Source organism: Rhizobium sp. BT03, from assembly GCF_030053155.1.
Lineage (GTDB): Bacteria > Pseudomonadota > Alphaproteobacteria > Rhizobiales > Rhizobiaceae > Rhizobium.
Window position 1 is genome coordinate 2,193,354 of record NZ_CP125640.1, and the last position, 12,984, is coordinate 2,206,337.

15 protein-coding genes are annotated in these 12,984 nt (G+C 62.0%); 4 read left to right on the plus strand and 11 right to left on the minus strand.

Translation table 11 applies throughout. The annotated features are described in order from the left end of the window. Positions 1-212: 212 nt before the first annotated feature. The 5 genes from truA to def form a co-directional block, all read right to left on the minus strand. Positions 213-1,013: a tRNA pseudouridine(38-40) synthase TruA gene (gene truA, locus QMO80_RS10800; protein ID WP_283200032.1), complete on the minus strand. Its 801-nt coding sequence runs from the start codon at positions 1,011-1,013 to the stop codon at positions 213-215. After that, on the minus strand, positions 1,013-1,948 hold the full coding sequence (fmt, locus tag QMO80_RS10805; RefSeq protein WP_283200033.1) for a methionyl-tRNA formyltransferase: 936 nt from the start codon (positions 1,946-1,948) through the stop codon (positions 1,013-1,015). The genes truA and fmt overlap by 1 nt, the downstream gene beginning before the upstream one ends. Before the next feature lie 20 nt (positions 1,949-1,968). Continuing rightward, positions 1,969-2,388: a type II toxin-antitoxin system VapC family toxin gene (locus QMO80_RS10810; protein WP_283200034.1), complete on the minus strand. Its 420-nt coding sequence runs from the start codon at positions 2,386-2,388 to the stop codon at positions 1,969-1,971. Continuing rightward, positions 2,385-2,645: a plasmid stabilization protein gene (locus tag QMO80_RS10815; protein WP_283200035.1), complete on the minus strand. Its 261-nt coding sequence runs from the start codon at positions 2,643-2,645 to the stop codon at positions 2,385-2,387. Before QMO80_RS10815 ends, QMO80_RS10810 begins: the two co-directional genes overlap by 4 nt. Positions 2,646-2,710: 65 nt before the next feature. Further along, positions 2,711-3,226 (minus strand): peptide deformylase, encoded by a 516-nt coding sequence (gene def / locus QMO80_RS10820; RefSeq protein ID WP_283200036.1) that lies wholly within the window; start codon positions 3,224-3,226, stop codon positions 2,711-2,713. A 233-nt stretch (positions 3,227-3,459) separates the two neighbouring features. Here def and QMO80_RS10825 point away from each other — a divergent pair, with 233 nt between their 5' ends. After that, the gene (locus QMO80_RS10825; protein ID WP_283200037.1) at positions 3,460-4,686 is read left to right on the plus strand and encodes a DNA recombination protein RmuC; all 1,227 of its coding nucleotides are present in this window, start codon (positions 3,460-3,462) and stop codon (positions 4,684-4,686) included. 81 nt (positions 4,687-4,767) lie between these two features. Continuing rightward, positions 4,768-5,667 carry a ribokinase gene (locus QMO80_RS10830; RefSeq protein ID WP_283200038.1) on the plus strand — a complete coding sequence of 300 codons (900 nt, stop codon included), beginning with the start codon at positions 4,768-4,770 and terminating at the stop codon, positions 5,665-5,667. A 117-nt stretch (positions 5,668-5,784) separates the two neighbouring features. Here QMO80_RS10830 and ptsN read toward each other — a convergent pair whose 3' ends face one another. The 6 genes from ptsN to lptC form a co-directional block, all read right to left on the minus strand. After that, positions 5,785-6,249, minus strand: coding sequence for a PTS IIA-like nitrogen regulatory protein PtsN (ptsN, locus tag QMO80_RS10835; RefSeq protein ID WP_003570770.1), 465 nt, complete (start codon positions 6,247-6,249; stop codon positions 5,785-5,787). Positions 6,250-6,319: 70 nt separating this feature from the next. Continuing rightward, entirely contained in the window at positions 6,320-6,895 is a 576-nt protein-coding gene (gene raiA, locus QMO80_RS10840) for a ribosome-associated translation inhibitor RaiA (RefSeq protein WP_003570772.1), read from the minus strand. A 660-nt stretch (positions 6,896-7,555) separates the two neighbouring features. Then, positions 7,556-9,118 (minus strand): RNA polymerase factor sigma-54, encoded by a 1,563-nt coding sequence (gene rpoN / locus QMO80_RS10845; RefSeq protein WP_283200039.1) that lies wholly within the window; start codon positions 9,116-9,118, stop codon positions 7,556-7,558. Positions 9,119-9,338: 220 nt separating this feature from the next. Beyond that, a complete protein-coding gene (lptB, locus tag QMO80_RS10850) occupies positions 9,339-10,115 on the minus strand; it encodes an LPS export ABC transporter ATP-binding protein (protein ID WP_003583867.1) in 777 nt (258 codons plus the stop codon). Between the two features lie 40 nt (positions 10,116-10,155). Then, positions 10,156-10,791 carry an LptA/OstA family protein gene (locus tag QMO80_RS10855; protein ID WP_283200040.1) on the minus strand — a complete coding sequence of 212 codons (636 nt, stop codon included), beginning with the start codon at positions 10,789-10,791 and terminating at the stop codon, positions 10,156-10,158. Positions 10,792-10,806: 15 nt separating this feature from the next. Beyond that, positions 10,807-11,472, minus strand: a complete 666-nt coding sequence (gene lptC, locus QMO80_RS10860) for an LPS export ABC transporter periplasmic protein LptC (RefSeq protein ID WP_283200041.1) — start codon at positions 11,470-11,472, stop codon at positions 10,807-10,809. Between the two features lie 226 nt (positions 11,473-11,698). On the opposite strand from lptC, the gene sppA reads away from it, so the two are divergent. Then, on the plus strand, positions 11,699-12,649 hold the full coding sequence (sppA, locus tag QMO80_RS10865) for a signal peptide peptidase SppA (protein ID WP_283200042.1): 951 nt from the start codon (positions 11,699-11,701) through the stop codon (positions 12,647-12,649). 29 nt (positions 12,650-12,678) lie between these two features. Beyond that, entirely contained in the window at positions 12,679-12,978 is a 300-nt protein-coding gene (locus tag QMO80_RS10870; protein WP_003544934.1) for an integration host factor subunit beta, read from the plus strand. The last annotated feature ends 6 nt before the right edge of the window (positions 12,979-12,984 follow it).

The window sequence follows — 12,984 nt, forward strand, 5'->3', positions numbered from 1 at the left end:
GCACCGCTTCGCCGTGGCGAAGCGATAAGTGCGTCCGGCGATTCCTAAGTCTTGCAGATTTGCCAGGCAAATCTGCGGGAGGGTTGGCTGAAACGGGCCGGCTGATCGACCGGCCGGCTTGGCCGTAGAGCTGGGCTACGACGCGCGCCGGCCGGTCGACCATCCGACTCCGTTTGAGCCAACAGAATGCTTCAATCTAACCAGGAAAGGCTCTAGGATTGATCGTCATCGGTCTCGCTGACCGGCCTGCGCCGATCGATGATCACGTCGGGATAATCCACCTGCAGGAAATAGAGCCCGTCGGGCGGCGCCACCGGGCCGCAGGCCTTGCGGTCGCGCGCTTCCAGTGCCGCCTCGACATCGTCAGGCGTCCATTTGCCTTCGCCGGCGAGCTTCAGCGTGCCGGCGAAGGAGCGGATCTGGTTGTGGAGAAAACTCTGCGCCGTGGCGCGGATCTCGATCAACTCGCCGCTGCGCGTCACATCCAGCCGGTCGAGCGTGCGCACCGGACTGTTTGCCTGGCACTGGGCGGCGCGGAAGGTGGAGAAATCGTGCCGGCCGACCAGCCGCTGGGCAGCGGCGTGCATGACCTCGTGATCGAGCGCCTTCGGCACCCACCAGGCCTTGCCGGCCTCGATCGCCAGCGGCGCCCGACGGCTGACGATGCGATAGAGGTAATGGCGGCGCAGCGCGGAGAAGCGGGCATCGAAAAAGTCGGGAACCGCCGCGACATCGAGAATGGAAACACGTTCGCCGGCAAGCCTCAGATGCGCGTTCAGGGCATTCTGCAGCTGGTAAGGCGACCAGTCCTTGGAAAGATCGGCATGGATCACCTGCCCCATGGCGTGGACGCCGGAGTCGGTGCGGCCGGCGCCGCGGATCGAGACGGTCTCGCCGGTCAGCGACAGCACCGCGGCTTCGATCGCGCCCTGCACCGAGGGGCCGTTCTCCTGCCGCTGCCAGCCAACATAGGGGCCGCCATCATATTCGACGGTCATGCGGAAACGCGGCATCAGGAAAGCCTCGTGCCGGCGGCAAGCGGCGTGCCCCTGAGGAAATCGGCTGCTGCCAGCGGCTTGCCGCCTGCCTTCTGCAGCCTGGTCAGCCGCACCGCGCCGGAAGCGCAGGCGACCACGAGGTCGTCACTCAGCAATTGCCCGGCAGCCCCCTCGCCTTCAGCCAGCTCGGATCCCAGCACTTTCACCCGCTCCGGCTTGCCGCCGATCTCGAGCTCGAACCAGGCGCCCGGAAACGGCGCCAGGCCGCGGATATGATTGTGCACATCCCGCGCATTCCTGGCGAAATCGATGCGGGTCTCCGCCTTGTCGATCTTGGCGGCATAGAGCACGCCCGCTTCCGGCTGCGGCGTCAGCGGCAGATCGTTCATTTCAAGCTTGACCATGGCTTCCGCCATCGCCTTGGCGCCGACCTGCATCAGCCGGTCGTGCAGCTCGCCAGCCGTCATGTTCGGGTCGATCTCGACCTCGCGGGTGAGTGCGACGGCACCGGTGTCGAGACCCTTGTCCATCTTCATTACCATCATGCCGGTCTTATCGTCACCGGCCATGATCGCCCGCTGGATGGGGGCGGCGCCGCGCCAGCGCGGCAGCAGCGAGGCATGGCCGTTATAGCAGCCGTCGCGGGTGCCGTTCAAAATCCTCTCCGGCAGCAGCAATCCATAGGCAACGACCACGGCGACATCGGCGTTGAAGGCGGCGAACCTCTCGCGCTCGTCGGCATCCCTGAAATTGACCGGTGTGAAGACCGGAAGACCGAGCAGTTCGGCCGCCTGATGAACCGGCGATTTCTGCAGATCCAGCCCGCGCCGCCCGCCCGGCCGCGGCGGCTGGGTATAGACGGCGACGATCCTGTGGCCGGCATCGACGAGCAGGCGCAGGGTCGGAACCGAGAACTCAGGGGTTCCCATGAAAATGATGCTAAGAGACATTCTATCTCGCCAATTGAGGATCAGCCGTCTTCAAACGGGTTTACGAGCTTGAGATCAAGCCCCTCGAAATCTCTGGTGTCGCGGGTGGCGAGCGTGGCGCCGTTGGCAAGGCAGATGGCGGCAATCATCGCATCCTTCGTTTCCATCGGTCTCCCGGCCTTTCTGCGCTCCGCAGCCAGCAGGCCGTAGCGGTTCGCCGCACTGAGGGAAAACCCGAGGATACGGCCTGAAAATTCCGATTCGATCCGATTGAAGTCGGAAATCAACGCTGTCCTTCGCCTGCCATCGTCGAGGAGTTCAAGCCCATAGCGCATTTCGGCGACGGCGATCGTCGTCAGGAAAAGCGCCTCAACATCGTAGCCATCCAGCCAGTTCAATATCCGCTCGCAGTGGGTCCTCCCCTGCATTTCGGAAATCACATTCGTATCGAGGACGATCATCTGTCGAAACGCGGCGGTTCACGGTCGGGTTCGTGGCGAGAGGCGGCAATGGCGTCCACCTCATCATCGCTCAATCTTTCGTCCCCCATCAGCGCACGCAGGCGCTGCCCGGCCGAAACGCCCGAGCGCTCCGTAGCGATCTGCCGGCGGAGGATTTCGATCGCCTCTTCCGAAAGGCTGCGGCCATTGCGCTGCGCACTTTCCTGAAGCTGCCGTTTCATTGCCTCAGGAACATCGCGAATAAGCAGGTCACCCATTCGGCACCTCCACTATGATATCGCTGATATCATAGTGCCTCGCCGGCGAATTTTCAACGCGGCGCTCAGAGCGCCTTCGACTTCGCCGCCTTGGTGAACTTCTTGATCACCATCTCCCGCTTCAACCTCGAGATATAATCGATGAACAGCACGCCGTTCAGATGGTCGATCTCGTGCTGCAGGCAGGTGGCGAGCAGGCCGTCGGCCTCCACCGTCTGTTCCTTGCCGTTGCGGTCGAGATATTTGACCGAGACGACAGCCGGGCGCTCGACCTCGGCATAATAGTCCGGGATCGACAGGCAGCCTTCCTCATAGACTGAGCGCTCGTCGGAGGAGGTGACGATCTCCGGGTTGATGAAGACCTGCGGCTGTTTTTCCTCGCCCTCGCGCGACACGTCGATGACCAGCATGCGGCGCGACACGCCGATCTGGATCGCCGCAAGACCGATGCCCGGCGCGTCGTACATGGTTTCCAGCATATCATCGGCCAGACGCTGCAGGTCGGCATCGACCCGCTCGATCGGTTTGGAGATCTGGCGGAGAAGGGGATCGGGAAGAATGATGAGTGGCTTGATGGTCATGGCGTTCCCATAACCCATCTTTTCCGACTATGGAATTATCCGGCGGGCGGGGAAGACGCTTTTTTGCATCTCCGCCCGGAATTTCGCCATATTCGCCTTGGGCCGCAGGGTGGCAGCAGTGCCGGAACGACCGCATAGGCCGGGAGGAGCCTCGGCGTGCAAGCATATTGGGGGCGCTATATCCGTTCACGTTTTGATCTATATATTGCCGCCTCTTCTGTTATGGTTGCGGCATGACCGCCCATTCCGATTCGTTCACTTTGTCGCTTGCCTCGATCAGCCCGGCCATGCTGGCGCTTGCCGGCGGGGTTCTGCTGGCTCTTGTCCTGCTGGTGATCGTGCTGCTGCTGCGCGGCGCAAACCTTCGCCGCGAGCAGGCGGAGGAGGCAAGCTTTCGCGCTGGAGAAAGCGACGCGCGCATGGCCGAGCTTCTGAAGATCCAGGCGGAGATGCAGGGCCGCATCGCGGCAATGACCGAGGTCTTCGGCGCGCGGCAGAGCGAGCTCAACCAGGCGATCAGCCAGCGCCTCGACGGCATGTCGCAGCGCGTCAGCTCGACGATCACCGAGCAGACCAAATCGACGCATGAGAACCTGCAGCGGCTGCAGGAGCGGCTCGCGGTGATCGATGCGGCGCAGAACAATATCCAGACGCTCGCCAAGGATGTCGTCGGGCTGCAGGCCATTCTGTCCAACAAGCAGACGCGCGGCGCCTTCGGCCAGTCCCGGATGGAAACGATCGTCGCCGACGGCCTGCCGATGGGCGCCTATGCCTTTCAGCAGACGCTGACCAACGGTTCGCGGCCGGACTGCACGATCCGCATGCCGAACGGCGCGCCGCCGCTGGTGATCGATGCGAAATTTCCGCTCGAAGCCTGGAACGCGATCCGCGAGGCCGGCAGCCCGGAGGCCGGCAAGATCGCCGGCCAGCAGTTTCGCCGCGACATGGAGATCCATATCAGGGACATTTCCGAGAAATATCTGATCCAGGGGGAAACCCAGGATACGGCCTTTCTCTTCGTGCCGTCGGAATCGATCTTCGCCGAGCTCCACGAGAATTTCGAGCCGGTGGTGCAGAAGGCGCACCGGGCGCGTGTTGTCATCGTCTCGCCGTCGCTGCTGATGCTGTCGATCCAGGTCATCCAGGCCGTGCTCAAGGACCAGCGCATGCGGGCGCAGGCGCATCTGATCCAGGGCGAGGTGGCGATCCTGATGGACGATCTAGGCCGCCTCGACGAGCGGGTGCGCAAGCTGCAGGGCCACTTCGCCCTGGCGCAGAAAGACATCGACATGGTCGTCACCTCGGCCGACAAACTCACCAAACGCGGCGCCAGGATCGAAGCGCTGGAATTCGAGGCGGGCGGCAGCGAGGCCAAGCCGGCCCGCGATGGCGAACCCGCTGCCAAATCGGTGGAAAGCCGCACCGGCCTTCTCAAGCTCCGGGTGGTTGACGAGGAGTGACCGCTTCGGGCAGTGTCTCGCCCGCATGAAACAGCAGGAGCATGACGTCGCCCGCATGCGCCAGAGGACGGGACACCCCTGATGATTACAGTTTTCGGGTCCATCAACATGGACCTCATCGCCACCACCGAGCGCCTGCCGAAGCCCGGCGAGACGGTGGCCGGCAACGGCTTTGCCACCGCCGCCGGCGGCAAGGGCGCCAACCAGGCGCTGGCCGCACGGCGTGCCGGCCGCTACGTGCATATGGCCGGCGCCGTCGGCAAGGATAGCTTCGCCGCCGATGCCCTTTCCCTGCTCGATGATGCCGGAACCGATCTTTCCCTCGTCAGGCATGTCGACGGTCCGACGGGCACGGCGCTGATCCTGGTCGGCGCCGACGGCGAAAACATGATCGCCGTCGTTCCCGGCGCCAACGGCTTGGTCACGCCTGACGATGCCGACGCCGCGATCGGCGGCATGCAGGAAGGCGATATCCTGATGCTGCAGCTCGAAGTGCCGACTGATGCCGTCGAACGCGCCCTGTCGGCCGCCCGCACCAAGGGCGTCACCAGCATCCTCAACCTTGCTCCCCTGATTCCCGATGCGCCGCGTCTCGGCCGGCTTGCCGATATCGTCATCGCCAACGAGACCGAATTCGAACGGCTCGCCGGACAGGACGGCATGGACGCGCAAGCGCGCGAAGCGGCCCTGACGCGCCTGCATGCCGAAACCGGCCAGACGCTGATCGTGACGCTCGGCGGCGACGGCGTCGTCGCCATCCGCGACGGGGCGATCGCGAGGGCTAAGGGCCTGAAGATCGAACCGGTCGATACGGTCGGCGCCGGCGATACGTTCTGCGGCTATTTCGCTGCGAGCCTCGACGAGGGGCTCGATTTTGCCTCGGCGCTGCGCCGGGCGGCCGTTGCCGGGTCGCTCGCCTGCCTTAAATCAGGGGCACAGCCGTCGATCCCTTCGGGTGAAGACGTCGCAGCCAGGATATAGCGGGGTTTCGTTGCGAAGCCGCCGGCCAAACTCCTGCTGATTCAGGGAATTCCGGCGGTTTCCTGCCTGACGCGCATCGCATGATCGCAAGGCTGCTGCACAGTTTTAGAGGCCTGTTCAGGCGGCGTTCGACGTCTGCTCTTCATTGAGGAAGGCGTAGATCGCCGAAGCAGAATCGGTGGCGCGCAGCTTGGCGACCAGATCGTGATCGCGCAGCACGCGGGCAATCCGCGACAGGGCCTTGAGGTGATCAGCGCCCGCGCCTTCCGGCGCCAGCAGCAGGAAGACGAGATCGACAGGCTGGTCGTCCAGGGCCTCGAAATCGACCGGCTGCTCCAGCCGGGCGAAGATGCCGACGATCGAATGGATGTTGACCAGCTTGCCGTGGGGAATGGCGATGCCGTTGCCGACGCCGGTCGAGCCAAGCCGTTCGCGCTGCAGGATGACGTCGAAGATCTCCCGTTCGGAGAGCCCGGTGATCCTGGCGGCTCTTGCGGCCAATTCCTGAAGCAGCTGTTTCTTGGAATTTACTCTGAGGGCGGGAATGATCGCATCCTGATGGAGCAAATCTGCCAATGCCATTTCTTTTTCCTTCTGTCGCCGGGATCAAATGCAAGGAGCGGCGGCACTACCGCCGCTCACCGCCCTGACCTCAGCCTTTGATATTAGCCGAATCGATCCAGCCAATATTTCCGTCGTGCCGACGGTAAACGATATTCAAATGTTCCTTGCCGGGGCTGCGGAACAGGAGAAGCGGCTCGTCGGTCATGTCGAGTGCCATCACGGCGGTGGCGACCGACATGGTCTTCAGCTGCTTCGTGCTTTCGGCGACGATTGCCGGGGCGAAATCGTCGGGAATTTCATCTTCGTGATCAGGAACAGAGTCCATCACCGTGTAGGAGACTTCTGCAAAACCGTTCAGATGGTTTCCGGCATGATGGTCCTTCAGCTTGCGCTTATAGCGGCGCAGGCGCTTTTCGATGCGCTCCGAAGCGGCGTCAAAAGCAAGCTGGGGATCGGTCGCTTCACCGGCCGCATGCAGCACTACTCCACTGTCGAGATGAAGCTTGCAGTCTGCGGAGAAACGAGAACTCGCCTTTTCCACGGTCACCTGGCCGGAATACCCCCCGTCGAAGTATTTCGTGATGGCCATACCAATTTGGTCCTCGATCTTTTGACGGAACGATTCACCAATTTCCATATGTTTACCGGACACACGCACACTCATGGAGTTTCCCTTCTTCTGTCGTTTGCGGGTATCAGTTTACGCCAAGCCTCAGGTTCATCCAAGCACTTCGCGCAATCTCAAGCAAGATCGGCGTCAGCCTGCTGGTCCTTGGTACCCTTCTGATGCTGGGGATAACTCCAGACGCCGTTTGCGGCATCGATTGCGGCGGGCTTCTAGCCAGAGGTTACCAAAAAGTCAATAGGGCGGAAAATTGCCTGCGGCGATGCGCGGAAAACGTGCAGAGAATTCCCTGCCGACAAACGCCTCCCATGATCGCGGCTTTGATGACCTTCAATCCTTCGCGCTTAAGCTGTGCCGCCCTCACGGGTATCATCATTACCGCAACATCACTGCCCTGTAAGACGTCGGCGAGGGCCGGAGAGGTTGCAGCATATTCCCTTCACCCCGCGCGCGGGGTCCGAAGGACGGGTCGAGACGCGTGGCTCGACCCCGGTTGGCGGCGGCAGCCGGATCATGCGCAGGCGGCGATCTCTCAAGGTGACAATTGAATTGCCTCAGACGCTGAGAAACGTCTGACACCCAATCGAATCAACACCGTGGAGCAGGTCCACCAAATTTAAGCCCGACATCGGCGCAGTGACACCTGAGATGGCTTGCGAGGCCGTTCCGACAGAACCCGGCATCCGGACAAGGCTCGCGTCAGAAGCCGGCCACCTTGGCAAGCGCCCGCTTTTCGCGGCGGCGCTGCACCGAGGAGGCGATGTTCATGGCTTCGCGGTATTTGGCAACCGTGCGGCGGGCGAGATCGATGCCGCCCTTCTTCAGCATGTCGACGATATCGTCGTCGGAGAGCACCGCATCAGGGCTCTCCTGCATGATCAGCGCGCGGATCTTGTGACGCACGGCCTCCGCCGAATGGCTGTCGCCGCCGGCAACGGCGCTGATCGAAACGGTGAAGAAGTATTTGAGCTCGAAGAGGCCGCGCGGCGTCAGCATATATTTGTTCGAGGTGACGCGGCTGACGGTGGATTCGTGCATCTTGATCGCCTCGGCGACCGTCTTCAGGTTCAGCGGGCGCAGGTGGTCGACGCCGTTCAGCAGGAAGGCGTCCTGCTGGCGGACGATCTCGCTTGCCACCTTCATGATGGTCTTCGCCCGCTGGTCGAGGCTGCGTGTCAGCCAATTGGCGCTCTGCAGGCATTCGGAAAGGAAGGCGTGATCCTCGCCATTCCTGGTCACACGGGAAAAATAGGATTGGTTGACCAGCACGCGCGGCAGCGTATCCGGATTGAGCTCGACCAGCCAGCCGCCCTCCGAAGAGGGCCTGACGACGACATCGGGCATGATCGCTTCCGAGACGCCGGTCTCGAAGCCGCTGCCGGGTTTGGGATTGAGCTGACGGATTTCGCCGAGCATATCGAGGAGATCTTCCTCGTCGACGCCGCAGAGCCGCTTCAGCGTGGCGAAATCGCGCCGCGCCAGCAGTTCGAGGTTTTCGACCAGCGCCTGCATGGCGGGATCGTATCGGTCCTTCTGCCTGAGCTGGATCGCCAGGCATTCGGCGAGGCTGCGGGCGAAAACTCCCGGCGGATCGAGCGTCTGGAGGGCGGCAAGCACACGCTCGGCCGCAGTCAGGCTCGTGCCCAGCCGCTCGCCGGTCTCGACGAGATCGACCTGCAGATAACCGGCATCGTCGAGCTGATCGACGAAATTCTGCGCGATCAGCCGATCGGCCATGTCGGGCAGGACGAAGGGGATCTGCTGGGCGAGATGATCGCGCAGCGACACCTGGCCGGCGACGAAATCGTCGAGATCGTAATCGGCGCCCTCGCCGCCGCTGCCCGGCATCGATTTCCACTGGCCGACGAGCTCCGGCGCGTCGAGGCGCTGCGGCGCGCTGTCATCGGGAAAGACATTGGTATAATTGGCGTCGAGTTCGTCGTTCAGCCGGCTGGTGCTGGCGCTGCCGCCATTGTCGTACCAGTCGCTGGAGAGCGCGTCGGTGCGGTTGTCGTAGCCGTCGTCCGAGCCCGCATCCTCCGGCGGATGACCATAGGGCTCATCTTCGGCTTCGCCGCGTTCGGCCCCTGCTTCGCCGTCATTCGACGGAAATTCGAGCAGCGGGTTCTTCTCCACTTCCTGGGCAATGAACTGGGTGAGCTCGACATGCGTCATCTGCAGCAGCTGGATGGATTGCATCAGCTGCGGTGTCATCACCAGGGATTGGTTCTGGCGCAGGAAAAGACTGGCGGACAGTGCCATGACGGACGCGAAACTCCCTCGATTCCTCCGGGAAACCGCGTCCGATCACACTTCAGGCGACGGAAATCCAACTGGCCCAAAAATTGCTTTTTTATCTCATTTGGTCAAGCGGAACTATGTCGGCGCAGTTAATTTCTGCGGTGGGACAGGTGTCGGCGAAAGGTCTGCGCCGTTTCAGGACGACTGAGACGGCGTCCCCGTCTTTGGCGTCATCAGCCGCTCAGAGGCTGAAATTGTCGCCGAGATAAAGCCGGCGCACTTCCGGATTGTTGACGATGTCGTTCGCCCGGCCATGGGTGAGCACTTCACCGGCATGGATGATGTAGGCGCGGTCGATCAGGCCCAGCGTCTCGCGCACATTATGGTCGGTGATGAGAACGCCGATGCCGCGCGCCGTCAGGTGGTGGACGAGATTCTGGATGTCGGCGACCGAGATCGGGTCGACGCCGGCGAAGGGTTCGTCGAGCAGCATGAAGGTCGGGTCGGTCGCCAGCGCGCGAGCGATTTCGAGGCGGCGGCGCTCACCGCCCGACAGGGCGACGGCGGCACTCTTGCGCAGCTTCTGGATATGGAATTCCTCCAGCAGCTCGTTCAGCTTCTGCTCGCGCTCGGCCTTGTCCTTGACATGCACTTCGAGGACGGCGCGGATATTTTCTTCCACCGTCAGGCCGCGGAAGATCGAGGCTTCCTGCGGCAGGTAACCGACGCCGAGACGCGAGCGGCGGTACATCGGCATGGTCGTGACGTCGTTGCCGTCGATCTCGATCGTGCCTTCATCCACCGGCACGAGGCCGGTGATCATGTAAAAACAGGTGGTCTTGCCGGCGCCGTTCGGGCCGAGCAGGCCGACGGCCTCGCCACGGCGCACCACCAGCGAGACGCCGTTGACGACGCGACGCGTCGCATAGGTCTTCGTCAGACCGCGTGCGATCAGCGTTCCCTGATAACGGCTTTTGTCGGCGGCGCCCGCAGCTTGTGGCCCGGGCTGGCCGAACATGGTGGATAGCGATGATAATTTCACGTGGGAGGCCGGCTTCTCAGTTCTGCTTCTGCTGCGCATTCGGCTGCGATTTTGGATCGAGCTGAATCTGGACACGCCCGCCGCAGCTTTCAAGCTCCGCCTGACCGGTTTGCATGTGAACGGTCAGTTTGCAGCCGGTAAAGACGTTCGGCCCATCCGACAGAATAACCTTGTTGCCCTGATCCGCCGTGAGGATGAATGTCTGCGAGGCCATATCGAAAGCGCCGTCATCGGCAGTCGCCGTCTGCGTGCCCGATGTCAGCAGGACCTTATCGGTCACCAGGATCTTGTCGATATCGGCACTGCCCGATGCCAGCGAGGCCGACTGCTGCGGCTGGGCCGCGGGTTGGGTTCCGTCAGCGGCCGGCTTTGCCGCCTTGTCCTTGTAATAGACGGTCATCTTGCCGGACTGCATCGTCGTCGTCCCCTGGACGACCTTGACCTTGCCGGTGAAGAGGGCGGTGTGTTCCTGATCGTGAATCTCCAGCTTGTCGCTTTCGATCTGGATCGGCTGGTCGTTGGAAAGCTTCATGCCCGACATCGTGGCCGCCTGTTGCGCGCCTGCGCCCGGGGCCATCAGAATAAGGGCAAATGCGCCGGCAATGAATGCCATGCCAGTCTTGCAAGTGGAAAAACGACAATCTTTTGTCATGGATGACCCGGCTGGTTAAGTGCCCTGTTTATGGATGGTGGATGGATCGACATTCATGCGAACATTCCCCTCGAATGTGATCACCCGCCCCTTATCGGTTATCTCCATCGTCTTCGCAACAATGGAGGCATTATCCTTGGTGATGGTGACGGGGTCGTCGCTCTTCATGTTTCCGCCCTTGATGTCGAGCCGGGCGGACTGGAAATTCGCGTTGAGGCCGCTGCTCAGCACCAGGGTGAAGGGGGCCGTCATATGCAGATTGTCGGTGGCGCGATTGTAATCGGCCGTCGAGGCGACGACACGGGCGATCAGCCCATCATTCATCGGCACGGCGGCCTTGATGGTCTCGAGCGTGATCAGATCGGGATTGCGGATATCCTGCAGCGCCCTTTCGGCAAGCATCGAATAATTGACGCCGTCGGAATTGCGGCCCGCGATCGCCGGCTTTTCCATCACGACCTTGCCGTTCTCGATCTTGGCGCCTTCCATCTTGATGTTCTCGGGCAGATAGATCTTGACCAGCGCCACCGCCGTCAGGCCGGCCGCGACGACGAGGGCTGCCACCGGCAGCAAAATCTTCAGCCGCCGCACGCGGGCGGAATGGAACAACGCATCGCCATAGGCACTCCTGCCGGAGCCCGCATAGGCGGCATTTCCGTTGTTCTTCAGGGTATCGAGCATAGGTCTCGTTCCAGGTGCGGTGATCGCCAGGCCTTCATAACAAAGCCCGCCGCCAATCACAGTTCGTTTCGCATTATTACATTGGCTTGCCAATATGGAATTTTTTCTGCAACAAGCAACAAAACGGAAAAACATCAAAAAGTGGCATTCGTACGCGCCGCTGCCACCTATTTCACCGGATCGATCGGCCGTATGCCGAAGCCGGGGCCAGCGCTGGAGGTATCTCATGGACAGTTCGATGATCGCGGATCGCCGGCGGCTGCGCCGCAAGCTCTGGTTCTGGCGTCTCGCGGCGGTGGCCCTCTTCGTGGCGCTGGGTTTTGCCTTCTACAGCTTCGCCGTCGGCGACACCAAGAGGAGCCGCCCGCATATCGCCCATGTGACGATATCGGGACTGATCGTCGACGACGACGAGCTTCTGGAGCGGCTGAAGAAGGTCGAAACCAACGACCAGGTGAAGGCCGCGGTGATTTCGATCTCCTCGCCCGGCGGCACGACCTATGGCGGCGAAAAAATCTTCAAGGCGATCCGGGCGATTTCGGCCAAGAAGCCCGTCGTCTCCGACGTGCGCACGCTTGCCGCCTCCGCCGGCTACATGGTCGCCACCGCCGGCGATACGATCGTTGCCGGCGACAGCTCGATCACCGGCTCGATCGGCGTCATCTTCCAGTATCCGCAGATCCAGCCGCTGCTCGACAAGATCGGCGTCTCCCTGCAGGAGATCAAATCCTCGCCGCTGAAGGCCGAGCCCTCGCCTTTCCACGAGGCGAGCGAGGAGGCCAAGGCGATGATCCGCAACATGGTGGTCGACAGCTATAACTGGTTCGTCGACCTGGTCGCCGACCGGCGCAAGCTGCCGCGCGACGAGGTGCTGAAGCTCGCCGACGGCACCATCTATACCGGCCGCCAGGCGCTCAAGGTGAAACTCGTCGACACGATCGGCGGCGAGCCGGAAATCCGGGCCTATCTCAAGTCGCGCGGCGTCGACGCCGACCTGCCGATGGTCGACTGGGACAAGAAGAGCAACACGCCGTTTCTGCTCGCTGGGGCTGTTTCGCGGTTGATTACGATCTTCGGTTATGATGATCTCATGAAAGGCCAGGATATCAATGGAATCCTGCCCCCAAAGTTGCTTCTTGACGGGCTGCTTTCAGTTTGGCAGGTTGGCCACGATTGATAAGAAATCAATAATTTAAGGGGGCGACTGTGATCAAGTCCGAATTGGTGCAGATTGTTGCGGCACGCAACCCGCATCTCTATCATCGCGACGTCGAGAATATCGTCAATGCGGTTCTCGACGAGATCACGGATGCACTGGCTGCGGGCAACCGCGTCGAATTGCGCGGCTTTGGCGCGTTTTCAGTCAAGAACCGCCCGTCCCGCTCCGGCCGCAACCCGCGCACCGGCGATACCGTCTTCGTCGAGGAGAAGTGGGTTCCCTTCTTCAAAACAGGCAAGGAGCTGCGCGAGCGGCTCAATCCCGGCCAGGCGGACGAAGAGGATTGAGCGGCG